This window comes from Pantoea sp. sgz302252, assembly GCF_042610525.1.
Classification (GTDB): Bacteria; Pseudomonadota; Gammaproteobacteria; order Enterobacterales; family Enterobacteriaceae; genus Erwinia.
Map to the genome: position 1 here is coordinate 178,889 of NZ_JBHDVM010000001.1, position 24,501 is coordinate 203,389.

23 protein-coding genes are annotated in these 24,501 nt (G+C 54.9%); 15 read left to right on the forward strand and 8 right to left on the reverse strand.

Annotation, left to right across the window (positions count from 1 at the left end):
* Positions 1 to 167: 167 nt before the first annotated feature.
* Entirely contained in the window at positions 168 to 623 is a 456-nt protein-coding gene (locus tag ACETPC_RS00750) for a hypothetical protein (RefSeq protein ID WP_380177662.1), read from the forward strand.
* A 152-nt stretch (positions 624 to 775) separates the two neighbouring features.
* Here the strand turns inward: ACETPC_RS00750 and ACETPC_RS00755 are convergent, their stop codons facing one another.
* Positions 776 to 946, reverse strand: a complete 171-nt coding sequence (locus ACETPC_RS00755) for a hypothetical protein (protein WP_380177664.1) — start codon at positions 944 to 946, stop codon at positions 776 to 778.
* A gap of 179 nt (positions 947 to 1,125) precedes the next feature.
* On the opposite strand from ACETPC_RS00755, the gene ACETPC_RS00760 reads away from it, so the two are divergent.
* The 4 genes from ACETPC_RS00760 (at position 1,126) to ACETPC_RS00775 (ending at position 2,923) form a co-directional block, all read left to right on the forward strand.
* Positions 1,126 to 1,332, forward strand: coding sequence for a hypothetical protein (locus tag ACETPC_RS00760; protein ID WP_380177666.1), 207 nt, complete (start codon positions 1,126 to 1,128; stop codon positions 1,330 to 1,332).
* Between the two features lie 96 nt (positions 1,333 to 1,428).
* Entirely contained in the window at positions 1,429 to 1,653 is a 225-nt protein-coding gene (locus ACETPC_RS00765) for a hypothetical protein (protein ID WP_380177668.1), read from the forward strand.
* Positions 1,646 to 2,086, forward strand: a complete 441-nt coding sequence (gene yjbD / locus ACETPC_RS00770; protein ID WP_380177670.1) for a DUF3811 domain-containing protein — start codon at positions 1,646 to 1,648, stop codon at positions 2,084 to 2,086. Before ACETPC_RS00765 ends, yjbD begins: the two co-directional genes overlap by 8 nt.
* A 189-nt stretch (positions 2,087 to 2,275) precedes the next feature.
* Complete coding sequence (locus ACETPC_RS00775) at positions 2,276 to 2,923, forward strand: metallophosphoesterase (protein ID WP_380177672.1); 648 nt, start codon at positions 2,276 to 2,278, stop codon at positions 2,921 to 2,923.
* 3 nt (positions 2,924 to 2,926) lie between these two features.
* Here the strand turns inward: ACETPC_RS00775 and rsmF are convergent, their stop codons facing one another.
* From rsmF to yebS, 3 genes are all read right to left on the reverse strand, one after another.
* Positions 2,927 to 4,360, reverse strand: a complete 1,434-nt coding sequence (gene rsmF / locus ACETPC_RS00780) for a 16S rRNA (cytosine(1407)-C(5))-methyltransferase RsmF (protein WP_380177674.1) — start codon at positions 4,358 to 4,360, stop codon at positions 2,927 to 2,929.
* A gap of 87 nt (positions 4,361 to 4,447) precedes the next feature.
* Positions 4,448 to 7,084, reverse strand: coding sequence for an MlaD family protein (locus ACETPC_RS00785; protein WP_380177676.1), 2,637 nt, complete (start codon positions 7,082 to 7,084; stop codon positions 4,448 to 4,450).
* The gene (gene yebS, locus ACETPC_RS00790; protein WP_380177678.1) at positions 7,053 to 8,297 is read right to left on the reverse strand and encodes a membrane integrity lipid transport subunit YebS; all 1,245 of its coding nucleotides are present in this window, start codon (positions 8,295 to 8,297) and stop codon (positions 7,053 to 7,055) included. The genes ACETPC_RS00785 and yebS overlap by 32 nt, the downstream gene beginning before the upstream one ends.
* A 198-nt stretch (positions 8,298 to 8,495) precedes the next feature.
* Between yebS and ACETPC_RS00795 the strand changes: the two genes are divergently transcribed.
* From ACETPC_RS00795 to htpX, 4 genes are all read left to right on the forward strand, one after another.
* On the forward strand, positions 8,496 to 8,996 hold the full coding sequence (locus ACETPC_RS00795; protein ID WP_380177680.1) for a GAF domain-containing protein: 501 nt from the start codon (positions 8,496 to 8,498) through the stop codon (positions 8,994 to 8,996).
* Between the two features lie 96 nt (positions 8,997 to 9,092).
* Positions 9,093 to 9,773, forward strand: coding sequence for an RNA chaperone ProQ (proQ, locus tag ACETPC_RS00800; protein ID WP_380177682.1), 681 nt, complete (start codon positions 9,093 to 9,095; stop codon positions 9,771 to 9,773).
* Positions 9,774 to 9,792: 19 nt separating this feature from the next.
* The gene (prc, locus tag ACETPC_RS00805; protein WP_380177684.1) at positions 9,793 to 11,820 is read left to right on the forward strand and encodes a carboxy terminal-processing peptidase; all 2,028 of its coding nucleotides are present in this window, start codon (positions 9,793 to 9,795) and stop codon (positions 11,818 to 11,820) included.
* A 286-nt stretch (positions 11,821 to 12,106) separates the two neighbouring features.
* On the forward strand, positions 12,107 to 12,988 hold the full coding sequence (gene htpX / locus ACETPC_RS00810) for a protease HtpX (RefSeq protein WP_380177686.1): 882 nt from the start codon (positions 12,107 to 12,109) through the stop codon (positions 12,986 to 12,988).
* Between the two features lie 51 nt (positions 12,989 to 13,039).
* Here the strand turns inward: htpX and ACETPC_RS00815 are convergent, their stop codons facing one another.
* Complete coding sequence (locus ACETPC_RS00815) at positions 13,040 to 14,419, reverse strand: MFS transporter (protein WP_380177688.1); 1,380 nt, start codon at positions 14,417 to 14,419, stop codon at positions 13,040 to 13,042.
* Positions 14,420 to 14,610: 191 nt separating this feature from the next.
* Here ACETPC_RS00815 and kdgR point away from each other — a divergent pair, with 191 nt between their 5' ends.
* Positions 14,611 to 15,408 (forward strand): DNA-binding transcriptional regulator KdgR, encoded by a 798-nt coding sequence (gene kdgR, locus ACETPC_RS00820; RefSeq protein WP_380177690.1) that lies wholly within the window; start codon positions 14,611 to 14,613, stop codon positions 15,406 to 15,408.
* A 227-nt stretch (positions 15,409 to 15,635) separates the two neighbouring features.
* Here the strand turns inward: kdgR and ACETPC_RS00825 are convergent, their stop codons facing one another.
* Positions 15,636 to 15,872, reverse strand: a complete 237-nt coding sequence (locus ACETPC_RS00825) for a YobH family protein (RefSeq protein ID WP_380177692.1) — start codon at positions 15,870 to 15,872, stop codon at positions 15,636 to 15,638.
* Positions 15,873 to 16,092: 220 nt separating this feature from the next.
* Between ACETPC_RS00825 and ACETPC_RS00830 the strand changes: the two genes are divergently transcribed.
* The 5 genes from ACETPC_RS00830 to ACETPC_RS00850 all read left to right on the forward strand — a co-directional run bounded on the left by ACETPC_RS00830 (position 16,093) and on the right by ACETPC_RS00850 (position 21,129).
* On the forward strand, positions 16,093 to 16,347 hold the full coding sequence (locus ACETPC_RS00830) for a YebO family protein (protein ID WP_380178821.1): 255 nt from the start codon (positions 16,093 to 16,095) through the stop codon (positions 16,345 to 16,347).
* A 13-nt stretch (positions 16,348 to 16,360) separates the two neighbouring features.
* Complete coding sequence (locus tag ACETPC_RS00835) at positions 16,361 to 17,359, forward strand: MBL fold metallo-hydrolase (protein ID WP_380177694.1); 999 nt, start codon at positions 16,361 to 16,363, stop codon at positions 17,357 to 17,359.
* A 698-nt stretch (positions 17,360 to 18,057) separates the two neighbouring features.
* Positions 18,058 to 18,267, forward strand: coding sequence for a transcription antiterminator/RNA stability regulator CspE (gene cspE, locus ACETPC_RS00840; protein WP_001062678.1), 210 nt, complete (start codon positions 18,058 to 18,060; stop codon positions 18,265 to 18,267).
* A gap of 188 nt (positions 18,268 to 18,455) precedes the next feature.
* Entirely contained in the window at positions 18,456 to 19,316 is an 861-nt protein-coding gene (gene rlmA / locus ACETPC_RS00845; RefSeq protein WP_380177707.1) for a 23S rRNA (guanine(745)-N(1))-methyltransferase, read from the forward strand.
* A gap of 253 nt (positions 19,317 to 19,569) precedes the next feature.
* A complete protein-coding gene (locus tag ACETPC_RS00850; protein WP_380177709.1) occupies positions 19,570 to 21,129 on the forward strand; it encodes a transporter associated domain-containing protein in 1,560 nt (519 codons plus the stop codon).
* A gap of 13 nt (positions 21,130 to 21,142) precedes the next feature.
* On the opposite strand, the gene ACETPC_RS00855 is transcribed toward ACETPC_RS00850, so the two are convergent.
* The gene (locus ACETPC_RS00855) at positions 21,143 to 22,705 is read right to left on the reverse strand and encodes an EAL domain-containing protein (protein WP_380177711.1); all 1,563 of its coding nucleotides are present in this window, start codon (positions 22,703 to 22,705) and stop codon (positions 21,143 to 21,145) included.
* Positions 22,706 to 22,871: 166 nt separating this feature from the next.
* Positions 22,872 to 24,236 carry an L-serine ammonia-lyase gene (sdaA, locus tag ACETPC_RS00860; protein WP_380177713.1) on the reverse strand — a complete coding sequence of 455 codons (1,365 nt, stop codon included), beginning with the start codon at positions 24,234 to 24,236 and terminating at the stop codon, positions 22,872 to 22,874.
* Positions 24,237 to 24,501 lie beyond the last annotated feature (265 nt).

The following is a 24,501-nucleotide window of genomic DNA, read 5'->3' on the forward strand; positions in this document are numbered from 1 at the left end:
AAAGTAATTTCCTTTCAAATGCGCAGATTCACCGTTTATTTTGCAATTAAACCTAAATTTTCCTTCACGCCTGCCGATAAAACCCTTGGTTTTTAAAGAGCTACCTGTTTTCCGCTGCAAAGCGGTGCGCAGGGTCGGCTTTGCTTATTTTTAAAAAGGACAAATTCATGAAAAAAGTTATCAAGTGGATCTTCTTTATCTTTGTGGCGCTGGTGGTTATTCGGGCAATCACCGGGCCTGGCGAAGGAAATAAAACAACGGCCCAGGCCGGACAAAGCGCTGACGCAGCAGAAAATGCGCCACCGCAGAAAGAAGTTTATCGCGTTTCAGCCGCTAAGCTCTTTAAAGATTACGAAGAAAACGAAGTGGCGACGGATGAAGGAATGAAAGGCAAGCTGATTGCGGTCACGGGTACGGTGCAGTCTATCGATAAAGACTTTTCAGATTCAATTATTATCAGGCTGAAAACGGCGAACCAGTTTATGCCTGCCAGCATGCAGATGCTGGATTCAGAAAAAAATACCGCTTTAACGCTGAAAAAGGGCAGCCAGATTGAAGTAGTGTGCCAGCGTATGGCCCGCGTCGTCGGCACGCCATCAGGTCGCCGTTGCGTATTTAACTAGTTCAATAAAACCTGTTCTGACAGTAAGAAAAGCGCTGGCTACAAGGCCAGCGCTCAGAAAAAATAAAGTCATGCCAGGCTGGCAATGGCCAGCAGAGACGCAAAAATTCCCTTCCTTTACTGCCCGTAATGCTATCCACGGGCTGCATCATCTCAGGATTGTGGTTGACCTACCGGGCCAGCGCCCAGCGTACCGCCGGGAACAGACTGCGCGCTTGGAGCGTGCGGACGTCCATCATTTCCTACCGCGCTGCTGCGGTGCATACAGCCAGCCAGTGATACAACGGCCAGCAGAGCAATAAGACCTTTAGTGCAATTTTTCATAGTATTTTCCGTGGGTTGAAATGACTCAGAGGTTTAAGCGTAGCCTGGCGCCCGCTTATTGCCAGCCATGCCAGTAAAAAGTCAGCCTGAAAGGGTTTTTACTGACAAAAGCGGGCGTTGCGCGGTAACAGCTTAATCCTCTACTACACTTAGTGGACTGGAAGCTAAAGGAGGCAGTTATGTCTGACGAGAACCTGAACAAAAAACGCAAAGATGAAGGCGACGTCCATAAAGGGCTGCCGGAAGCCGCGCCTTCCGCCGGGAATGCTTACGAAGAAGACGATCACCCGGCGACGGATGCCCCTGCCGAGCATGGCGAAGTGCCGCGTACTCGCGACGGCAGTCAGGATGATAAAAAAGATCCTTATCAGGATCCGAAAAAGTAAAAGTTACTCAGGCCCGTTTCGGGCCTGATATTATTGATCCAATCCTCAGATGCTATTATCTTTGGCATTCCGACAAGGTTTGCAAAGGATATTGCGATGAACATTAACTGGAAATTTTGGCTTTCTTACTGCGGTACTCTGTCAGCGTTCACTTATCTTTTTCCCCGCATCTGCTTGCCCGCTCACAATCTTATTTACGATCCGGTTTCACTAATTGCCTGGATACTTATTATTCGGGGCGTTTGGGCTATATGGCGGGATATTTATAATTTTTGGCAATGGTATAGCGGCAAAGAAAGCAAAAAGTCTGTGGATGGATAAAACAGCTAATAATCTGGCGTCGCTTAACAGGGGCAAGCGTAATCTCAGACTTGTGTATCAGGAAGGAAAGCTCTACGCTGCCTTCTCCACGCCACGCGATCTGCGCGTCTGGCGTTCCGGCCGGAGAAGCCTGATGAAAAACAGCAAAGAGATTTCAATCGATCAGTTTAGCGCCAGCGAAAAAGAGCTGATTGCCGCTAAGGTAAAAGCCCTGACGCTGAAAAAAGGGCACGTGCTTTCGCAAAAAGAGGAGAAGGAGATCCTCAAAGAGGCCAAGCGGCTGGTAATGAAAGATCGGGCCGCTAAAGAGAGCAGCAAAGCCGCAGTAGTAAGAAAACCCCGTAAGCCTGCCGCCGCGAAAGAGAGTGAGGTAAAAGAGTTTAACTGGGCCGCCTCTCTGCGCAAAAATCCCCGGGCGCTAAAAGACAGCTAGCCGATAAATAGCAGACGCAGCGCCCTGAAAACCATCTCCAGCAGCAGGGCGCCGCCGATCGCCACCAGCGCCAGCGCGCATCCCTTCATCCTGTCCATGTTCTGCCCTTTAAGTTAACAGACTATACTTTAGTGTCTGATATCTGAACATTACCTTAACACCTCAGCAAATTTGCCTCAGGATGCAACTATGGCGTATCAATACCTTAACGGAGAGGCATGGCGACATATCTATATCGTCGGGGATCTGCATGGCTGTCTTGCCATGCTACAGGAAGCCCTGGCCGCGCAACATTTCGACGCCGAAAAAGATTTACTGATAGCGGTAGGCGATCTAATCGATCGTGGCCCGGACAGTCCGGGATGCGTGGCCTTGCTCGGCCAGCCCTGGTTTCGCAGCGTACGCGGCAATCATGAAGAGATGGCGATAAATGCGCTGACCAAAGGTGAACATCAGCAGTGGATCGGTAACGGCGGCGACTGGTTCTATCGGCTGGAAGGGATGAAAATGATCGAGGCGAAGCACGCCCTCAGCCGTTGCCGCCTGATGCCTCTAATCATTCATCTCCAGCTGGAAAACCGGCTGGTGGTGGTGGCACATGCTGACTATCCGGCAGAGCGTTATGCCTGGGAAGCGGAAGTCGATCCCTTTAAGGTAGTCTGGAGCCGTAGCCGTATTGAACAGGTGCAACAAGGGCGAAGTGAGGGAATACGCGGAGCAGACGCTTTCTACTTTGGCCATACTCCGCTAAACGCACCGCTAAGCGCGGCGAACCTGCATTTTATCGATACCGGCGCCGTCTTCGGCAACCGGCTTACGCTGGTACAGGTGCAATAAGGTTCAGGAAAAGAGCTTGCCGTCGCGCACCAGCTCTCGCGGATAACTGTTTTTTATCCGGCTGGTTACTTTTTTCGCCAGGCCGATCGGCTGCTGCTGGCAGGTGACAATAATCTCGTCGGCCGGCAGCGGGCGTTCAGGGTAAATATCCCGTCCGCGATACCACTCTTCAGCCTCTGCCATTGTCAGCTCAAACCCGTTGCCTGCCTGCGGCTGCGCCAGCGCGATTACAGCTTCATGCTGCCAGCGCCAGCCTTTGGCGAAGGTTTCCGCCAGCTTCAGGCCGATCCGCGAAAAACGCACTTTGCCCAGCAGAGCTTCTGCCGCCCGTGGAAATAGCCATAGCTCTTTATCACGCTGCCACAGCGAGTGACTGTCGCTATCCCATGCCAGCCCGGCTTTGACGGCGGCTGCCGTAATTTCCTGCTCTTCTTTGCGTTTAACCGGTGAAAAAGGCAGCTTGCCCACTTTGTAACCCGGTACGGGCAAGGGCGGCACGCTCGCCGTTTTGCGCAGGCGCGCAACAAAAAAACCTTCGCTGTCGAAAAGATGCGGGAAAACATGCAGGAAGCCTTCCGGTGTGCTGACGCGCTCTGCGCCCGGAAAGAGCTTGTCCAAAGGTTCGACAGCAACGGCATCCGGATAGCGCGCCAGTAGCCAGGCGATGACCTGTTGGTTTTCGCTGCGGTTCAGGGTACAGGTGGAATAGACCAGCGTGCCGCCTGGTTTCAGGGCATGAAAGGCGCTTTCAATTAAATCTTGCTGGGTGGCGGCAATCGCTGCCGTGCTTTCTGGCGACCAGTTGCGCAGCGCATCGGCATCTTTACGAATAACGCCTTCGCCGGAGCAGGGCGCATCCAGCAAAATAGCGTCGAAAGTTTCCGGCAGCGCCGGGCCAAAAACGCGACCGTCGAAGTGGGTAATAGCCGTATTGCTGACGCCGCAGCGGCTGATATTGGCGTGCAGTACCTTAACGCGGCTGGCGGAATATTCGTTAGCGAGCAGCACGCCCCGGTTATGCATACCTGCCGCGAGCTGCGTGGTTTTGGATCCGGGCGCGGCGGCCACATCCATCACCCGTTCCGGCGCAGGAGAACCGGCAAACAGCGCCGTTACCGGCAGCATTGAGCTGGCCTCCTGAATATAAAACAATCCCGCAAGATGTTCTGCCGTACTGCCCAAGGGCAGCGAATCGGCATCGTCGCGGCTAATCCAGAAGCCCTCTTTGCACCAGGGAATCGGCGTCAGCGCCCATTGATAAGGCTCAACCAGCGCCAGAAAATCCGCAACGCTGATTTTCAATGTATTGACGCGCAGGCTGCGGCGCAGCGGCTGCTGGCTGATGGCGATAAACTGCTCAAACTCTGCGCTGTCGGGCAGCAGCTCGCGCATCTGGTTTAAGAAAAGATCGGGGAAGTACACGCGTGAAGAAGACACTGAAAAATTCCGCTGGCAAAAAAGTGGGGCGAGTTTATCACATTCCGCCGTGGCAAAAAAAACGGGCAGCCAGGCTGCCCGTCCAGGTTATTGGGCTGGCAGCGCCGTGCCCCATTTGCGCCAGTCCTTCGGCTCTTCATCCTCCAGCAGATAGTGCTTGCCGCTGGTAGCCTGTGGCGCAAGCGGCACCGTCGGCGGCGTGGCGAACTGGATGCCGCCCTGAATAAACTGCTGGAAGGTGCCGGTTTTTACTACGCCGCCAATCAGGCCAAACTTAAAGTTATAGCCCGAGGCCAGCCAGAACACCGAGTTGTTGCGCACCAGATGCTGATATTTCTTGCTGATGCGCAGCGTAATCTGCACGCGATCCGCCATCGCGCCCAGCGAAGTGCCTGTTACCGTACCTACTTCTATGCCGCGGAACAGCACCGGCGTACCAACCGAAAGCGAGCCGCCTTCTGGCGCATCCAGCACCACGTTCAGGCCATCCAGATAGCGCGCGTCGGTAATCGTTGACTCCTGAAGCTCAAAAGTACGCTGCGCGCGGCCTTTGCCCGGATCGACATTGATATAAGGCTGCAAAATCGTATCCAGATGATTGACGCCCGCTGCGGAAATTTCTGGCGAAACCACAGAGAAACGGCTGCCCAGACGCGCAAAATCCTGCACGTATTCTGGATAAAGCACGGCTTTGGCGACCACCACATTCCTGTCGTTATTTAAGGCCAGTGATTCTACCTGGCCAATGGTGATGCCAAGATAACGAATCGGCATGCCGGAAGAGAGCTTGCTGGCGTCATAAGTGCGCAGCATAATCTGGCTACCTACCGCTCTGGCTGCCGTTTCGGAATCAAACAGCGTGCGTTTGTCTTTGCTGGTCAGGCCCGCGCCCGCGCCGGTAAGGTTATCGAAACTGATGGCGCCTTTTAACGCGCGGTTCAGTGGCGAAGCCTGCACGGTCAGGCCGCTGCCGTTAAGCTGCACGCGCGCGCCGCCTTCCGACCAGAAGACGCTATTCGGCGTCAGCAGCTTGCGGTACTCCGGTTTGATATGCACGCGCACATCGAATTCATTAGCTCTTGGCGTAACATCCACAATCTCGCCCACCTGAAACTTGCGGTAAAGCACTACCGAACCGGCCTGAATATCCGGCAGGCTGTTGGCAGTCAGTGTTAGCGTGGTCGGTAACTGATTGGTGGTAATGCCTTCTGCCGCTTTTTCTGCATTGGCATAGAGCGGATAGCTCTCTTTCGGCGCACCTTTACTGCCGGGCTGAAGCCGAATGCCGCCATCGACCCACTCGCGCGCGCTGGCGCCCAGCACCTCCATGCCGTCCAGTCCCAGCTTCACATCCAGCCGGCTGTTAATAATAAATTTACTGTCACCGTGCACCAGGTCGCGGTAGTCAGGCGTAATAGCGATAACAAAATTAACGCCCTGTTCGTTAAGCTTGCGGCTAACAACCTGACCAATTTGCATGCCGTGCAGCATAATCGGCTGGCCCGCGTCGATGCCGTAGCTTTCCGGCGCGGTCAGTTTCAGCTCCAGCGCGTTGGGACGCTGTAACAGCGACTCGTTGCTTTGCAGCACGGTAAAGCGATCCTGTGGTTCACCTTCGCCGGGCACCAGCTCCAGCGTATTGCCGGTTAAAAGGCTGCTGAGGCTGGTATCGGCCAGAGAAATTTTAGGGCTGCGCATCTCAATACGCGTGCCGGTACGCATCAGGCCCGTTACGGAAGGATCGATAGTCAGTTCACCCTTGACCTTACCGTCGGGCTGTAAATTAAGCGCCGTCAGCGTACCGACTTCCAGCCCCTGATACAGCAACGGCGTGCTGCCAGCCTTGAGGTTTTTGCCGCCAGGCAGATCCAGGGTAATAATGACGCCGCGGTGGCTGTGCGCCAGATCCGGGTAAAGCTGGTAGTTATCGTCGCTTTTCGCCTGCGCGGAATCGTCTGGCGAATCGAAAGCAATTGCGCCGTTTACCAGTGCCGCCAGGCTCTCCAGCTGCACTTTCGCGCCGCTCAGGCCCACGTCAGCTTTTACGCCGGAAACGTTCCAGAAACGGCTCTCTTTCTTCACCAGATTGGTAAAGCGACGCTCGATCAGCACATCTACGGTAACGCCCTGATTGCCGGGATTAATACTGTAGTCGTATACGCGGCCTACTGGAATTTTGCGGAAATAGACCAGCGAGCCGGTGTTCAGCGAGCTTAAATCGGCGGCGTGCAGATGGATCAGCATCTCGCCCGTGTTAACGCGATATTTTGGTTGGGTATCAGAAGCCACAAAGTGGTCCTGCGGCTTGCCTTTGCCCGGCATCATGCCGATATAGTTACCGCCTACCAGCGCGTCCAGACCCGAAACCCCCGCCAGCGAGGCTTTCGGCGTTACCAGCCAAAACTGCGTTTTATCACGCAGCGCATCCTTCATATCGCTCTTGATGCTGGCCTTGATTTTAATGGTGCGCAAATCATCGGTCATGCTGATGCCCTGCACCTGACCGACTTCGACGCCCTGATAGCGCACCGGCGTTCGGCCCGGCACTATGCCGTCCGCGGTAGCGAAATCAATGGTGATGGTAGTGCCGCGCTCCTGGTAATTTGTCCAGACGAGCCAGCCCGCAATCAACAGCGCGATAAACGGCAGCAGCCAGAATGGCGAGATCCTGCGGCGGTTTTTAATGCGTGCGCTAGTCGGTGTAGTCGGCGTTTCCTGTTGCATGTGCATCCCAAAGTAAACGGCTATCCAGCCACTCGACGGCAAGGATAGTAAGAATGACCGCTGCGCCAAAATAGAAGGCCGCCGGTCCCATAGTAAAAGCCAGAAGCTGGTCACGATTCACCAGCGACATGGTTAAAGAGATAACAAACAGGTCCAGCATAGACCAGCGTCCGACCCAGGTAACGACGCGCAGCAGGCGGATGCGGGTTTTCAGACCCTGTTCACATTTAAAATGGATGCTGGCCAACAGCGTCAGCAGCACAATAACTTTGGTAAAAGGCACCATGATACTGGCGACAAACACCACGATCGCTACCGGAATATTGCCGGAAGCCAGCGAAAGGATACCGGAAAGAATAGTATCTTCCTGGCGTGCGCCGTTGAGATAAATAACGGAAATCGGCAGCAGATTGGCCGGGATCAGCAGCACAATCGAAGAAATTAGCGCCGCCCAGGATTTTTGCAGGCTGTGGCGGCGGCGCAGGCGCAGTGGCGTATGGCAGCGCGGACAGCGGCCCCGCTCGTCGGGCAGGCCGGTATGATGACAGTTCAGGCAAACCCGCAGCTGCTCTGGCGACGTATGCGGCTGTGGCTGCGGGTAAAAGCGGTGCCACAGCTGTTCGACATTCATATGGATTAAGGTGACCAGGCTCAGCGCCGCCAGCGAAAGAAAGGCAAGCAGGCCGGTGCCGGGATTAAGATCCGCATAATCCTGGACTTTGATCGAGGCAACGGCGATGCCGACCAGATAAATATCCAGCATTACCCACTCTTTCAGGCGATCCAGCATCAGCAGCACCGGGCGCAGATTCAGGCCCAGTCGGTGGCCAAAATAGAGCCAGCCGATAGCGGCGACCAGCGTGGCGGGCGCGCCAACAGTGCAGAACGCCACCATAGAAGCGGTAATGACGTCGCCCTGCTGCGCCATCTGCATAATGCCCTCCAGCAGGCTGGCGCGAATAGTGGTGCCCAGCAGCCGGATTGTCAGCAGCGGCTCGCTGAAGGCGAACGGCATCAGCAGCAGCATGGTGACCGCCATTGCCGCCAGCCGTGTCATCGACCAGTCACGCCCATTCATAATCCTGGCGTTGCAGCGCGGGCAGTGCGCCGACTGGTTCGATTTAACATCTGGTAAGGAAAAAAGGGTATCGCATTGCGGACAACGCTGATAACGTTCCTGAGGCAGAATCTGGCTGATAGCGTATATTTTCACGGATTACCTGGCCTGGCGCGGGCGTTAAGGCAACCATCGCCCCGGCGAACCACTCTTTGTTATGCTTTTAAAGCTTCAGACCAACAAGGGTATATTAACTAACGGAATCATTCACCTTGTCCGTCTGGACTTTTAATGCTTATTTTATCGGGCGAGGTCATACTGGGCTTCGTAACAAGTTTCAATAATGGTTAAAAAATGACAAAAAAAGAATTTTACTCGGATCTCAATCGCGATCTGCGCGCGCTTATCGCCGGCGAAACCAGCTTTCTGGCCGCTATGGGCAACTGCAGTGCGCTGCTGTTCGAACGCCTGGAAGGCGTGAACTGGGCCGGGTTTTACCTGCTGACAGAAGAGAATACGCTGGTGCTGGGGCCGTTTCAGGGCAAAATCGCCTGCGTGCGCATTCCGGTAGGGCGTGGCGTTTGCGGCACGGCAGTGGCAGAAAACGCGGTGCAGCGAGTGGACGACGTCCACGCATTCCCTGGGCATATTGCCTGTGACGCGGCCAGTAATGCCGAAATCGTGCTGCCACTGGTGGTTAACGGGCAAATAATCGGCGTGCTGGATATCGACAGCGTGGAATATAACCGCTTCGATCAAGAGGACGAAACAGGGCTGATCGCGTTGGTAGACGGGCTTTGCGAGGTGCTGGCTGGCTCCGACGTGGAAAAATTTATTCACATGAAACGCAGCTAAAGTGCTGGATCACGTAGCATTTGCTGATGGGGTCATTATAATGACGCCTGTTCATGCCTGCGCTGATTGGCAAACCCGTTGTAATCAGGAAATTTCATGGAAAATCAACCCAAGTTGAATAGCAGCAAAGAAGTAATCGCCTTTCTGGCGGAGCGGTTCCCACAGTGCTTCAGTGCCGAAGGCGAAGCACGACCGCTCAAAATCGGCATCTTTCAGGATTTAGTCGACCGCGTGCAGGGCGAAATGAGCCTGAGTAAAACTCAGCTTCGTTCCGCGCTGCGCCTTTATACTTCAAGCTGGCGCTATTTATATGGCATCAAAGCGGGCGCGACCCGCGTTGATCTGGACGGCAACGCCTGTGGCGTGCTGGACGAGCAGCACGTGGAGCACGCCCGTAAGCAGCTCGAGGAAGCAAAAGCGCGCGTTCAGGCGCAGCGCGAGCAGCAGCAGGCGAAAAAACGCGAGGCCGGTGAAGAAGCCGCTCCGCGTCGCCCACGCAAGCCGGTTCGTAAACCTTCTGCTGAAGGCGAGCAGCCTCGTGCCGCACGCAGTAAGCCGCAGCGCAATCCTGGCCGCGCGCCTTCCGCAGAACGCCAACCGCAACGCACGCAACCCGTTACGGATACCGCAGCATTGCAGGTGGGTCAAAACATCAAAGTCACGGCAGGCAAAAGCGCGATGGAGGCAACCATTCTTGAGATCACCAAAGATGGCGTCCGGGTACAGCTGGCTTCCGGCCTGGCAATGATAGTACGCGCAGAACACTTGCAGTTCTGATACGGAGGCCAATCAGGGCATGAACAACTTTTTTAAAACCACCGTTATTGCTGCGCTGCTGTTTACCGGGAACGTTTTCGCCGCCGATACCATTACGCGCGCCGAGCAAATCCCTCAGCTTCACCAGGAACCGCAGCATGCGACCGTCAGCGAACGCGTGACGTCGCGTTTTACCCGTTCCCACTACCGTCAGTTCGATTTAGATAAAGATTTTTCGGCGAAAATTTTCGCCCGCTATCTCAATCTGCTGGACTACAACCATAACGTGCTGCTGGCTTCCGACGTGGCGCAGTACGACACTAAAAAAACCACGCTGGGCGACGAACTCAAGTCGGGTCAGCTGGATGTTTTTTACGATTTATACAATCTGGCGCAGAAGCGCCGCTTCGAGCGCTATGAATACGCGCTGGCGGTGCTAAAAAAGCCGATGGATTTTAGCGGTCACGATACTATCGATATCGACCGCAGCAAGGCACCCTGGCCGCAAACGCCGGCCGAGCTTAACCAGCTGTGGGACGCCAAGGTCAAATATGACGAGCTGAGCCTCAAGCTGACCGGCAAAGACGAAAAAGAGATCCGCGAAGTTCTTGCCAAACGCTACCAGTTCGCTATTCGCCGCCTGGCGCAGAGCAACAGCGAAGATGTTTTCCAGCTGGCGATGACCTCTTTCGCCCGTGAAATCGATCCGCATACCAGCTACCTTTCGCCGCGCAACACCGATCAGTTCAATACGGAAATGAGCCTGTCGCTGGAAGGTATCGGCGCGGTGCTGCAGATGGACGACGACTATACCGTGATTAATTCCATGGTAGCAGGCGGCCCGGCAGCGAAAAGCAAAGCCATTACCGTAGGCGACCGCATCGTCGGTGTCGGCCAGCCAGGTAAACCGGTTCAGGATGTGATCGGCTGGCGTCTGGACGACGTCGTGGCGCAAATCAAAGGGCCGAAAGGCAGCAAGGTACGTCTGGAGATCCTGCCTGCAGGCAAGGGCACCAAAACCCGTATCATTACCCTGACGCGTGAGAAAATCCGTCTGGAAGATCGCGCGGTTAAAATGAGCGTGCATAACGTCGGCAAAGAGAAGGTCGGCGTGCTGGATATTCCGGGCTTCTACGTCGGCCTTACCGATGACGTAAAAGTGCAGCTGCAAAAACTGCAGAAGCAAAACGTCGATAGCGTGGTAATCGATCTGCGTACTAACGGCGGCGGCGCGCTGACGGAAGCCGTTTCGCTGTCCGGCCTGTTTATTCCAGGCGGCCCGGTGGTGCAGGTTCGCGACAACAATGGCAAGGTTCGCCAGGATAGCGATACCGACGGCGTGGTCTATTATAAAGGCCCGCTGGTAGTGCTGGTTGACCGGTTCAGCGCTTCCGCCTCGGAAATCTTTGCGGCGGCGATGCAGGATTACGGCCGCGCGCTTATTGTCGGCGAGCCTACCTTTGGTAAAGGCACGGTTCAGCAATACCGTTCGCTGAACCGTATTTACGATCAAATGCTGCGGCCTGAATGGCCGGCGTTAGGCTCGATCACCTATACCATCCAGAAGTTCTACCGCGTCAACGGCGGCAGCACGCAGCGTAAAGGCGTCACGCCGGATCTGCTGATGCCGACAGGCGTGGAAGCGGTGGAAACGGGCGAGAAGTTCGAAGACAACGCGCTGCCGTGGGACAGCATCAATGCGGCGACCTACAGCAAAACAGGCGATGTCAAACCTCTGCTGCCGCAGCTGCTGAAAGCGCACCAGGATCGTATCGCCAAAGACCGGGAATTCCAGTATATCCTCAAGGATATCGCCCGCTTTAATGCTATGAAGGACAAGCGCAACATCATCTCTCTGAACCTCGCCGAACGCGAGAAAGAGAACCACGAAGACGATGCGCTGCGTCTGGAACGCATTAATGCCCGCTTTAAGCAGGAAGGGAAAAAACCGCTGGCGAAGCTGGAAGATCTGCCTAAGGATTACAAAGAGCCGGATCCTTACCTGGATGAGACGGTAAATATCGCCAACGACATGGCGCACCTGGAAAAAAGCCAGGCGGCAAATTAATCGTAGCTGGCGCTAATGCGTAGCGATATTTAGCTGGCATTGGCGCTTATTTACTCTCTCAAGGCGCGGCGTAAGCCGCGCTTTTTTTACCTGAATTTTTCCCGTTCTGCCTATAACTTCACCTTTCCTGACACTGAAAGATTTCCACAGCGTTAAAAATTAAGACAAAATGTAAAGTTATGTCTTTTTAGACACTTATTGCAGTTTGCGGCTTGAAATGTTTTACCGCGACCCTAGGATAGGGATCGCTTTAAGCCATTTTTTTAACCGAGGAAGATAAAAGTTTATGATGCGTATTGCGCTTTTCCTGTTGACCAACCTGGGCGTAATGTTGGTTTTCGGACTGATCCTCAGTCTGACGGGAATTCAGTCAAGCAGCGTTCAGGGCCTGATGATTATGGCGGGTCTGTTTGGCTTTGGCGGTGCGTTTGTCTCACTGCTGATGTCTAAATGGATGGCGTTGCGCTCCGTTGGCGGTGAGGTTATCGAACAGCCACGCAACGAAACCGAGCGCTGGCTGATGCAAACTGTCGCCGGTCAGGCGCAAAAAGCGGGCATCGCGATGCCGCAGGTTGCCGTCTATCACGCGCCGGATATCAACGCCTTTGCTACCGGCGCACGCCGGGATGCTTCGCTGGTAGCGGTCTCCACCGGCCTGCTGCAGAACATGAACCGCGACGAAGCCGAGGCTGTTCTGGCACACGAAATCAGCCATATCGCCAATGGCGACATGGTGACGATGACGCTGATTCAGGGCGTGGTGAACACCTTTGTCATCTTCATCTCTCGCATAATTGCGCAGATCGCTTCCGGCTTTTTGTCAGGCGACCGTGAAGAGGGCGAAAGCAGCAACGGCAACCCGCTGGTTTACTTTGCGGTGTCGATGGTGCTGGAACTGGTGTTCGGTATCCTGGCCAGCATTATCACCATGTGGTTCTCACGCCATCGTGAATACCACGCTGATGCCGGTTCAGCGAAGCTGGTAGGGCGCGAGAAAATGATTGCCGCGCTGCAACGGCTGAAAACCAGCTATGAGCCGCAGGAAGCCAGCACCATGATGGCCTTCTGCATTAACGGCAAGTCAAAGTCGCTGAGCGAGCTGTTTATGTCGCATCCGCCGCTGGATAAGCGCATTGAAGCGCTGCGCAGCGGTCAGTATCTGAAATAGCCGTTCTGTTCCCCCAATGCCGGTCAATGACCGGCATTTTTTTGCCTGCTTTTAGCTCTTAGCGGGCTGAGGCTGGGTAAGGCGCAGCGCGCTGACGATAGCGGCGACGGCAGCAAAACATCCAGCCAGCAACAGCGACGCATGAGTGCCGTGCTGGTTAAACAAATTGAACATCAGCGCCACCAGCGCCGCGCCGCTGGTCTGCCCCAGTAAACGCGCCGTGCCCAGCATGCCGCTTGCGCCGCCGCTGCGATGGCGTGGAGCGGAGCTGATAATAGTGTGGTTATTAGGCGACTGGAAAAGGCCGAAGCCCGCCCCGCAGATGGCCATACGCCAGATAATCGCCCAGTCGGAAGGCGAGGGCGGCAGCAGCGCCAGCGCAAAAAGCCCGATGGCAAACAATGCCAGCCCAATGCCGCCAAGCAGTCCGGCATGGTAACGCTCGATTAGCCTGCCCGCGATTGGCGCCATCACCATCGTCGCCAGCGGCCACGGCGTCAGCAGCAGACCTGTTGCCACCTCGCCGCGATGCAGGACGGTTTGCAGAAAAAACGGCAGCGATACCATCGCCAGCATCTGAGCGCAGAAAGAGCAAACCGACGTTCCCAACGACAGCGAAAATACCGGGATGCGCAGCAAATCCACCGGCAGCAGCGGTACGGGCATTCGTAGCTGACGGCGAATAAAGACAAAGCCGATAACCAGCAACGCAGCCAGTTCCGCTGCGATCAGCCAGCCACTTTGGCCCTGAGCGAATCCGCTTAGTGCGGAGATTAGCAGGCCGAACGTTAGCGCATTCATTACGGCGCTGGGCAGATCGAATCGTTGACCCTGGGCTTTTTGCAGATTATCCGGCAGAAAACGAAACGCCAGCACCAGCGCCGCGATGCCTACCGGCACGTTAATCAGAAACAGCCATTTCCAGGAAGCGACCGACAGTACCGCGGCGGCGACGGTTGGGCCAGCAGCGGTAGAAACGGCCACGATCAGTGAATTAATGCCCATCCCCCGGCCCAGATGGCGCTGCGGATAGATAATGCGGATTAGCGCCGTATTTACGCTCATCAGCGCCGCGCCGCCAAAGCCTTGCAACACCCTGGCGAAAGTCAGCGTCGTTAGCGAATCGCTTAAGGCGCAAAACAGCGAGGTACAGGTAAAAATAACCAGGCCACACTGATAAACGCGGCGATAACCAAGAATATCGCCAAGAAAAGAGAGGGACAGCAGGGAAACAATAATCGCCAGCTGATAAGCGTTAACAATCCAGATAGAAGCGGCCGGACTGGCCTGCAAATCGCGAGCGATAGTCGGCAGCGCAACGTTAGCGATTGCGCCGTCCAGCACGGCGACGGTAATGCCCAGCGCTATCGCCAGGATGGCGCCGTAGCGCTGCGGAACGGGCAGGCCGTCCGGTTGAGAAGTTTGCGGCATAAGATAATAGTCAGGAAGAGGAATATTACTATGCTAATGATTTTTCGTACGCTACACCACGATTTCAGCTGCTCTAACTATCAGCAAATGTGTCTGTAACCCTATAAGGTTGGCGTTGCGCTGCCGCTATAGCAAAAAGTATACTCAGGAATAGTGTTCCATTTTTTATAAAACAATAAGGCAAAAGCGCTATGGCGAAGGATGAGGTGGACAAACAGCCCGATTCAGTCTCTTCCGTACTGAAAGTATTTGGCATTTTACAGGCGTTAGGCGAGGAAAGGGAGCACGGTATTACCGAGCTGTCGCAGCGGGTAATGATGTCGAAAAGCACCGTTTACCGTTTTCTGCAAACCATGAAGTCGCTGGGCTATGTCGCCCAGGAAGGTGACAGCGAAAAATACAGCCTGACGCTAAAGCTGTTTGAGCTGGGGGCGAAGGCGCTGCAAAACGTCGATCTGATCCGTAGCGCGGATATCCAGATGCGCGAACTCTCTCGCCAGACGCGCGAAACCATACATCTTGGCGCGCTGGAAGAAGACAGCATCGTCTATATCCATAAAATCGATTCGCTCTACAATTTGCGCATGTACTCACGCATCGGGCGGCGTAATCCGCTGTACAGCACGGCGATTGGCAAAGTGCTGCTGGCCTGGCGTGAGCCGGAAGAGGTAAAAAGCATCCTTTCCGGCGTAGACTTCCAGCAAAGCACGCCGCGTACGCTGACTTCGGCGGAAGCTTTAATCAGCCAGTTAGAAAAAGTCCGCGCGCAGGGCTTCGGCGAAGATAACGAAGAGCAGGAAGAGGGGCTGCGCTGCATCGCGGTGCCGGTATTCGATCGCTTTGGCGTGGTTATCGCCGGGCTGAGCATCTCCTTTCCCACTATCCGTTTTACTGAAGAAGAGAAGAGCAGCTATGTGGGTATGCTGCATCAGGCGGCAAAAGTTATTTCAGAGCAGATGGGCTATCGGGCCTGGCCTTTTAGTCAATAGAGCATCTCTACGGCCATAAAAAACCCGCGCAGTGCGGGTTTCAGACTGCTGAACCTGAAGCGATGGAGGGCTTGTGGCTGGAGCAAAGCATTACGGGCCATGGACGGCCCGTACTGAGTTGCCATGGAAGGCGCTTTTTACGTCTTTGCGGAAGACACAAGCCCTCCTGAGCCTACATCAGCATACTTTGTCATCAGTCTAAAAACCCGCACAGAGCGGGTTTAAGCTTAGTTATCTACCACTTCGCTGCTTTTCTTCAACAGAGGACAGTCGGAGACGCCGACAATGCCGCTGTCGCTATGCAGATACTGCGCGGTAGTCATGCCCCGAGCGGTCATATACTGACATTGCAGCCCCATACCGGCGACGTTCTTATGGCTTCCCGCCAGCACGCCGTAGCCGGTAACCAGTAAAGCCAGCCAGATCACCACCAGCAGAGCAACCAGACGCCCAAAAAATCTCATAGGTTCTCCTTAATGCCGTGGCTTTACTAAAAGCGCCGACGGCAGAATATTGTGAACAGGTACGCAATTCGCCGCCAGCATACAGCAATGTTGCAGCCGCGCCTGCGCGAAGGTTCCTAAAGTTCCGTCAACGCGCTGTCAATTCACCGGCGAGCAGGTAAAATTCCTGCTGATTTATTTAACGCTATGATTATGCGTCACATCAGGAGTACAAAGCATGTTGAATGAACTCGCTGGCAGCGCGGCAGGCGCCGCTCTGCTTGCGTTGGCGATAGTTATCGGCTCGATCGTCTGGTTTATCGTGAACCGCGCCAGCGTGCGGGCCAACGAACAGATCCGGCTTTTAGAAGCGCTGCTTGAAGAGCAAAAAAGACAGAATCAGCTGCTTAAACAGCTGGCAGAGGCACAGGCCGGACCTGCGCAAATAAACGAAGAAAGCAATAATGACTTTATCCGCTTAATTCCGGAGCGCTAAAAAGGAGTCCCGCATGGCCTGGAAAAATCCCTGGTACGATCCGCAAAAAGAGCACCACACGCCGGAAGGCTTCCGCAATCCAGAGGAAGAACTGCGCCAGCGCGGCGATCTGCAGCGCTGGCGCAAAGAGCGCAAGGCACAGGGATTGCCTTTTCCACCCGCGCGCGGCTATCAGGATTTTATTCACCAGTGGTGGCAGCCTGCCGATCTTGCCGGTCAGGAGGATGCGGTCTGGTGGTTGGGGCATGCCTGTTTACTGCTGCGCACTTCGGGAAAATACACGCTGATCGATCCGGCGCTGTCGCCACGCGTTTCGCCGCTCAGTTTTTACGGGCCGAAGCGCAAAACGCCTGCGCCGCTGAAAATCGAAGATCTGCCCGCGCTGGATCGGGTACTGATTTCGCACAGCCATTACGATCATCTGGACCGGCCCACCATAAAAAAAATAGTGCGCCGTTTCCCGCATACGCACTTTGTAGTACCGCTGGGGCTCGCGCCCTGGTTTAAAAAAAGAGGCGTGCAGCGGGTCACCCAGTTAGACTGGTGGCAAAGCGTGGAGGAGGGTGAGCTGAGCATCTCCGCCGTTCCTGCCCGCCACTGGAGCATGCGCACGCCCTGGGATCGCAACCGTTCGCTGTGGTGCGGCTGGGTAGTGAAAAGCCAGAAGCTGAATTTCTGGTTCAGCGGCGACAGCGGCTATTCAGAAAACCTGCTGGAGATTGCTAACCGGCTTGGCCCTTTTAACCTGGCGGCTTTGCCGGTCGGTGCTTATGCACCACAATGGTTCATGCGCGGTCAGCATATGGCGCCGGAAGAGGCCGTTTCGCTGCATCGCTATCTTGGCCAGCCGCAGACAATCCCCATTCACTGGGGCGTGTTTGAGCTGGCAGATGAATCGCTGGACGAACCGCCGCGCGTGCTTGCTGAAGCGATGCAGGCCGCAAAACTGGACGAACAGCGCTTCAGCGCCTGGAAAATTGGCGATAAAAAGTGGCTTAATAATATAATTTAAGATTAGTCCTAATCGACAAATTTAAAGTCGTTTCCTGGCAAGGCGGCATACCGTTAATCAAAATAGATTGATGGTACGACCGCCAATTAACAGATAAAGGCAATGCGTTTAAATGGGGCGTTCCTAAATATACTTTCCTGATTTTGGTGCAATTTAAAATTAAAACTGTACGGCAGGCTTGTTTTGATACGGCAATACCATTGTAACTTTCATCTGCGATGGGCCATCTTTAAATGAAGTTTTTTACGTAAGCAATGCCATATTTCTGCAATAAATGCAGCTGAAAATCGGGTTCGCCCCGCGCGGAATCCGTAGACTTAGGCGCGGCGGCAGGCTATGATGAATCCAGAACATCGCGAGACAAACAGGCCTGAGCCATGCGGTTTTACCATGATAATGTTCCGCAATCCCTTTGTTGATGTGCAATAAGTGCCGGAGACGTTTCAATTATGTGCGACACGTTCACGGACGCTTAAAAATAACTTGCCATTAATAATCGAATATGTGATAACGCTTTGGGTAAAACGGGGTACAGTTCTGTTTATGTAGGGCAGCTTCAGTAAAGAAGTTCAGAGTAAAGACGTTACGTTGAATACCGCTTCCTTGCCGAGCCTTAATTTATGCCTCATGCAGTTGTGTCTCTGATTTTTCTGTACGTCACGCCCTCGGGCGAATTAACACTCTAAGGAATTTGCAAAATGGCAAAGATTAAAGGTCAGGTTAAGTGGTTCAACGAGTCTAAAGGTTTTGGTTTCATCACTCCGGCCGACGGCAGCAAAGATGTATTCGTACACTTCTCTGCTATCCAGGGTAATGGCTTCAAAACGCTGGCCGAAGGCCAGAACGTTGAGTTCGAAATTCAGGACGGCCAGAAAGGCCCTGCTGCTGTGAACGTCACCGCTATCTAATTTTCGATCTTGCCGTTGCCCGCGCGACGGATCAGGCAAGTATCAGAATATTAAAGCCCTGCCTTAACGGCGGGGCTTTTTCATTTCAGGAACAGGGCATGCGGCTTTTTTCCCGGCAGGTAAGAAAATCTGCCCTGGTCTGCGCGTTTCCGGTAAACTGCCGCCCTCAATGTTACCGGAGAGTTGTTATGTCTTACCTTTGCCCCCTTTGCCATCATCCTTTGCAGCCTGACGCTTCCGGCTGGCGATGTGAAAACCGGCACCAGTTCGATCGGGCAAAAGAGGGCTACGTCAATCTGCTGCCGGTACAGCACAAACGCTCGAAGCAGCCGGGCGACAGCGCGGAAATGATGCAGGCGCGGCGCGAGTTCCTGGATGCCGGGCACTATCAGCCGTTGCAGGCTGCCGTCTGTGAGATTTTCCAGCGTATCCTGCCAGCGGACAGCGTCAGCGTGCTTGATATCGGCTGCGGCGAAGGCTATTACACCCACGCGGTAGCCGATGCATTACAAGAAAACGGCGAAGCGGAAGTCCACGCGTTAGACGTATCCAGAGTGGCGGTGCGGGCAGGGGCAAAACGCTATCGCAACGTGCGCTTCTGCGTGGCTTCCAGCCATCGCTTGCCTTTCGCCAGCGAGCAGTTTGATGCCGTCCTGCGTATTTATGCGCCCTGCAAAGCCGAGGAACTGGCTCGCGTGGTTAAAGAACAGGGCTATGTCCTGACCGTGACGCCCGGGCCGCGCCATCTGTTGCAGTTTAAAGAGCTAATTTACCAGCAGGCGCGCCTGCACGATGAAACGCCGGAACAGCTACAAGGTTTCACGCTGGTAGAGCAACAGTCGCTAAATTATCCAATGAGCCTTAACAGTGAAGAGTCAGCTGCGCTGCTGCAAATGACGCCTTTCGCCTGGCGCGCGCGGCCGGAAGTGTGGGGCGTGCTGGCTACTACGCCTCTATTTTCCGTTGAGACGGATTTTACGCTGCGACTGTGGCAGAAGGAAAAATCAGCGTTGATGGAGCCCGCGCCAGTATTGCTTTCGGCAGAATAGCAGGACAGGCCCTAAGGCCTTCTGTAAATGTAAGCAAATATTTTGACGACGGCGCGCAGGCTGATTACAGTAGAACTCCTTAATCTTTACAGGAGCTACGGGCCTGCGCCCTCCTTATGGACTGTCACCGAAGTCTTTTAACCGCACTGCCGGGCCATCCGGCCGTTTTGATCCAGCCCACTGCGGGCGTTAACGCTTTTCTTCCCCCGATCTCAGGCTGCCTGTCGTCAGCTAACTTTTTCCGGAGCCCGTCATGGAATTTCTCTTAGACCCGTCAATCTGGGCCGGTCTGCTGACGCTGGTCGTCCTTGAAATAGTATTAGGCATAGACAACCTGGTTTTTATCGCCATTCTTGCGGACAAACTGCCGCCAAAGCAGCGTGATAAAGCGCGTCTGATTGGTCTTTCCCTTGCGCTGGTGATGCGGCTTGGCCTGCTTTCGCTGATCTCCTGGATGGTAACGCTGACGCGGCCGCTGTTCAGCATCGCGGACTTCAGCTTCTCAGGTCGCGATCTGATTCTGCTGGTGGGTGGCTTCTTCCTGCTGTTCAAGGCCACGATGGAGCTGCATGAAAGGCTGGAAAACCGCGAGCACAGCGCCGGAGGCAATAAAGGCTATGCCAGCTTCTGGGCGGTAGTTATTCAAATCGTGGTGCTGGATGCCGTGTTCTCGCTGGATGCGGTAATTACCGCGGTAGGCATGGTCAACAATCTGGCGATCATGATGACGGCGGTGGTCATTGCGATGGGCGTAATGCTGCTGGCGTCAAAGCCGCTGACCCGGTTCGTCAACGCGCATCCAACGGTGGTGGTGCTCTGCCTTAGCTTCCTGTTGATGATCGGTCTCAGCCTGGTGGCGGAAGGCTTCGGTTTCCATATTCCGAAAGGCTATCTCTATGCGGCTATCGGTTTCTCCATCTTAATCGAGCTGTTCAACCAGATTGCGCGGGTTAACTTTATCCGCCACCAGGCCAGAAGGCCCATGCGTGAACGCACCGCAGAGGCTATCCAGCGTCTGATGGGCGGCAGACGCGGCCAGCCGGTTTCGGGTGAAGAAGAGAGCGAAACGGCCAAACTGATGCCGCAGGAAGCTTTCAAAGATGAAGAGCGCTATATGATTAATGGCGTGCTGACGCTGGCTTCGCGTTCGGTGCGCAGCATTATGACGCCGCGCGGCGATATTTCATGGGTTAATGCTGAGCGCCCGGCCGATGAAATCCGTGTGCAGCTGCTGGATACGCCGCACAGCCTGTTTCCGGTATGTCGCGGCGAGCTGGACGAAGTTATTGGCGTCGTCAGGGCCAAAGAGCTGTTGGCCGCCCTGGAGCACGGCGTTGACGTTGCCACTTTTGCCGCTGCAACGCCGCCGGTGATAGTGCCGGAAACCCTGGATCCTATTAATCTGCTGGGCGTGTTGCGCCGCGCCAAAGGCAGCTTTGTGGTGGTCAGCAACGAGTTCGGCGTGGTGCAGGGGCTGATTACGCCGCTGGACGTGCTGGAAGCGATTGCGGGCGAATTCCCGGATGAGGACGAAACGCCGGATATTATCGCCGATGGCGACGGCTGGCTGGTCAAGGGCGGCACCGATCTGCATTCGCTGCAGCAGCTACTTGACACCCAAACGCTGGTAAGGCCGGAAGACGATCATGCTTCGCTGGCCGGATTGCTGATCGCGCAGAAAGGCCAGCTGCCGCAAACAGGAGAAATAATTACGCTGGCGCCGTTCCATTTTCAGATTGTCGCGGCCAGCGACTACCGCATTGATCTGGTACGCGTTACGCGCGAACCCGATCATAGCGACGAGGAAGAATAAGTCAGAACAGCAATCAGCCGCCGCCGTGCGGCTGATGCTCGCTGAGCCACTGCGGGAAACTTTCCAGCGGCATTGGGCGGGCAAAAAGATAGCCCTGCAACACGTCCACGCCTTTCTCACGCAAATAGACTGCCTGTTCCTCGGTTTCCACACCTTCCGCCACCAGACTGATATTCAGCCGCTGCGCCAGCGATATCACCATATCCGTCACCGTAGCGTTAATAGCATCCGTGCCTATGGCGGCAGTGAAAACTTTATCTATTTTCAATACGTCCGGACTCAAAGTCTTCAGATAAGAAAGCGAACTGTGGCCGGTGCCGAAATCGTCAATCGCCAGCCTGACGCCGTTCTGCCGCAGTTGCGCCACCACGCGCCTGTCCACTTCCGGCAGGGCATCGCGTTCGGTCAGCTCGACAATCAGCTGCGGGCCAGGATTAGCAGGCCACCAGTACTGTTTCAGGTCCAGCACGATTTGGCGTTCGTGAAAATGGCTTGAGGCAACATTAATAGCGATATGAAAATTGGCGCGGTCAGGCAGCAGAGGCAACTGGCTCACCACTTCCTTCAATACATAGCGTGTCAGCGGCGCAATCAGGTTGTGCCGTTCGGCCAGCGGAATAAAAAGATCCGGTGAGACCCAGCCCTGCCGGGCGTTATGCCAGCGCAGCAGTAGCTCAATGCCTTCGCATTCGCCGCTGCGTGCATTAATTAATGGCTGGCAATAAACCATAAACTCGCGCGCGTTAATGCCGTAGCTGATCTGCCAGGCCAGGCTCATCCGGTTGGCCGTCGCCAGCCAGACAATATAGCCGGAAAGCAGGCTCAGCAGCAGCGCCAGCGGCAATTGGGCGGGGAGCGTAGCCAGCGCCAGCCTGGCGGGAGCCGGGCCGAACAGCGTCACGGAAAAAGGATAACGCAGCGAAGTATCCTGATAGCTAACCTCATCGTCCGCAGGCAGCGCCTTCTCAATCAGGGGATTGCCATATTCCAGGCTGCGGTTAGCCACGTTAAAAATAACCCGCTCGACCCAGGGAAGATCGGGCTCAAGCAGGTAGTTACTCATCATCTCAATATTAATAATTTGCAGAACCCCGCCCCGGTTGGCGGCGTCCTGAGGCGTCCAAAGCAGCAGCACTGGCGACCCTTTCAGCAGGTGTTCGTCTGTGCTGAGCAGCATCCGCTGATTATTTACCGCCAGTTCTGGGTAGCTGGCACTAAAGCCAATGTTGCTGCTGCCGAAAATACTGGAACAATACATGTTGTCGCGATCGACCAGAATAATCGAACGGACGGTTTGCAGCGAGGCCAGCTTTTCTACCAGTGGAAAACGCACCTGCTCGCACGGCAGGCCGACCAGCCCCAAAGTATTATTGGCCGCTACGTCAAGCGGCGAAAAAAGGCGGTCGAAACGCTGAATAGCCTCACTGGCAAAAGTGCGTGATAGCTGTTCAATATGGTTTTTTTCGATAATAAAGCGCACCGCCAGGGTCAGCACCAGCACCAGCGCGGCTGTTATCACGGCAATCAACAAGCGTCGGCGGCGAAAGGCCCCTGTAGCTTCCTGTGACACTTGCATCAGTAACCATCCTTAAAGCGAAACGCGAACCAGATCGTTATCGGCCAAAACAGCATTAAGTTTAGTCACGGCTAAGGGAAAGCGGAATGAATAAAGCGGAAGGAGAGAAAGATAACGCCGTGCGTTTACAAGAAAAAACGGCGCCGCAGTGGGCGCCGTGCGGCCATCAGTCGCACTGAACCTTGATAGCCAGGCCGCCGCGGGAAGTTTCCCGATATTTGGCGTTCATATCCTTGCCGGTCTCGTACATAGTTTCGATAACTTTATCCAGGGAAACGCGAGCCTCGCTGGTACGACGCATCGCCATGCGTGCTGAGTTAATCGCTTTTACTGAGGCGATAGCGTTACGTTCGATGCAGGGAACCTGTACCTGACCCGCTACCGGATCGCAGGTCAGCCCCAGATTGTGCTCCATACCAATTTCCGCCGCCACGCAAACCTGCTCCGGGCTGGCGCCCAACAGCTCGGCCAGGCCCGCCGCCGCCATCGAGCAGGCCACGCCGACTTCGCCCTGACAGCCCACTTCCGCGCCGGAAATTGAGGCGTTCATCTTATAAAGAATGCCTACCGCGCCCGCCGCCAGGAAATAGCGGATAAAGATATCCGGGCTCACCGAAGCAATGAAATGATCGTAATAGGCCAGCACGGCTGGCACTATACCGCAGGCGCCGTTGGTAGGTGCGGTCACTACCCGACCGCCCGCCGCGTTCTCTTCGTTGACGGCCAGCGCGAACATATTAACCCAGTCAATAACGTTCATTGGATCGCTGGAAAGCTTATCGGAAGAGACCAGCAGACGGCGCAGCGCGGCTGCACGACGCGGTACGCGCAGCGGGCCAGGCAAAACGCCTTCGGTGTTCAGGCCGCGATCGATACAGTCGCGCATGCTTTGCCAGACATCGCCAAAGTAACGCTCGATCTCCGCGCGGCTATGCAGCGCCAGCTCGTTTTTCATAACCATGCCGGAGAGCGACAGCCCGGTTTCGTGGCAATGGGCCAGCATCTCTTTGGCGGAATTAAACGGATAGGGCACCGACACTTCATTTAGCGTTGACTGGCCAAAGTGCTCTTCATCGACGATAAAGCCGCCGCCGATGGAATAATAGGTTTTGCTGTAAATCAGCTTGTCGCCAGCCAGGGCGTGGATCCGCATACCGTTTTCGTGCAGAGAAAGGTTATCGCTGCGGAACACCATACCGCCTTCACGCGGAAAATCGACTTCATGCGCGCCTTCAGCCAGCAGCAGCCGCTGACGTGCCTCCACGTCACGGATAAAGGCCGGGATGCCGTCGATATCCACCGTCTCCGGCGAGGCGCCAGATAAGCCCATAATAATGGCGATATCGGTATGGTGGCCTTTGCCGGTCAGGGAAAGCGAACCGTAAACATCAACGGCAATACGCGTTACGTCGCTGAGTTTGCCCTGGCTGACCAGATCGTCAACAAACTGTTTGCCGGCTTTCATCGGCCCCACCGTATGGGAGCTGGACGGGCCTATGCCGATCTTAAACATGTCGAAAACGCTAATCACATTTTGCTCCCGGGTCGCATTTAATAGCTGGATATTAAGTAATGGTAATCATCATGTGACAGATAGTCGCATGAAATAAACTAATCAGCCGCAGACGAAAAAGTTATTGTTGCCTTTGGCAGGCCGCGGTACAGCGTTTTTTCTGCCCAACCTGAATTAAGGCAAAGTCATCGCCGGGCCGTTATGTTTCGGCACCGTGCAATTGCGCTGCAATATAAAGGATTTACGCTAATTGTGAAGGGGGAAAACCAACTAAAACAGGGAA

Bases quoted from the DNA above. Each gene is read 5' to 3' on its own strand.
- ACETPC_RS00750 (WP_380177662.1), top strand. From the start codon at position 168: ATGAAAAAAGTTATCAAGTGGATCTTCTTTATCTTTGTGGCGCTGGTG.
- ACETPC_RS00755 (WP_380177664.1), bottom strand. From the start codon at position 946: ATGAAAAATTGCACTAAAGGTCTTATTGCTCTGCTGGCCGTTGTATCA.
- ACETPC_RS00760 (WP_380177666.1), top strand. From the start codon at position 1,126: ATGTCTGACGAGAACCTGAACAAAAAACGCAAAGATGAAGGCGACGTC.
- ACETPC_RS00765 (WP_380177668.1), top strand. From the start codon at position 1,429: ATGAACATTAACTGGAAATTTTGGCTTTCTTACTGCGGTACTCTGTCA.
- yjbD (WP_380177670.1), top strand. From the start codon at position 1,646: ATGGATAAAACAGCTAATAATCTGGCGTCGCTTAACAGGGGCAAGCGT.
- ACETPC_RS00775 (WP_380177672.1), top strand. From the start codon at position 2,276: ATGGCGTATCAATACCTTAACGGAGAGGCATGGCGACATATCTATATC.
- ACETPC_RS00785 (WP_380177676.1), bottom strand. From the start codon at position 7,084: ATGCAACAGGAAACGCCGACTACACCGACTAGCGCACGCATTAAAAAC.
- ACETPC_RS00795 (WP_380177680.1), top strand. From the start codon at position 8,496: ATGACAAAAAAAGAATTTTACTCGGATCTCAATCGCGATCTGCGCGCG.
- proQ (WP_380177682.1), top strand. From the start codon at position 9,093: ATGGAAAATCAACCCAAGTTGAATAGCAGCAAAGAAGTAATCGCCTTT.
- prc (WP_380177684.1), top strand. From the start codon at position 9,793: ATGAACAACTTTTTTAAAACCACCGTTATTGCTGCGCTGCTGTTTACC.
- htpX (WP_380177686.1), top strand. From the start codon at position 12,107: ATGATGCGTATTGCGCTTTTCCTGTTGACCAACCTGGGCGTAATGTTG.
- ACETPC_RS00815 (WP_380177688.1), bottom strand. From the start codon at position 14,419: ATGCCGCAAACTTCTCAACCGGACGGCCTGCCCGTTCCGCAGCGCTAC.
- kdgR (WP_380177690.1), top strand. From the start codon at position 14,611: ATGGCGAAGGATGAGGTGGACAAACAGCCCGATTCAGTCTCTTCCGTA.
- ACETPC_RS00825 (WP_380177692.1), bottom strand. From the start codon at position 15,872: ATGAGATTTTTTGGGCGTCTGGTTGCTCTGCTGGTGGTGATCTGGCTG.
- ACETPC_RS00835 (WP_380177694.1), top strand. From the start codon at position 16,361: ATGGCCTGGAAAAATCCCTGGTACGATCCGCAAAAAGAGCACCACACG.
- cspE (WP_001062678.1), top strand. From the start codon at position 18,058: ATGGCAAAGATTAAAGGTCAGGTTAAGTGGTTCAACGAGTCTAAAGGT.
- rlmA (WP_380177707.1), top strand. From the start codon at position 18,456: ATGTCTTACCTTTGCCCCCTTTGCCATCATCCTTTGCAGCCTGACGCT.
- ACETPC_RS00850 (WP_380177709.1), top strand. From the start codon at position 19,570: ATGGAATTTCTCTTAGACCCGTCAATCTGGGCCGGTCTGCTGACGCTG.
- ACETPC_RS00855 (WP_380177711.1), bottom strand. From the start codon at position 22,705: ATGCAAGTGTCACAGGAAGCTACAGGGGCCTTTCGCCGCCGACGCTTG.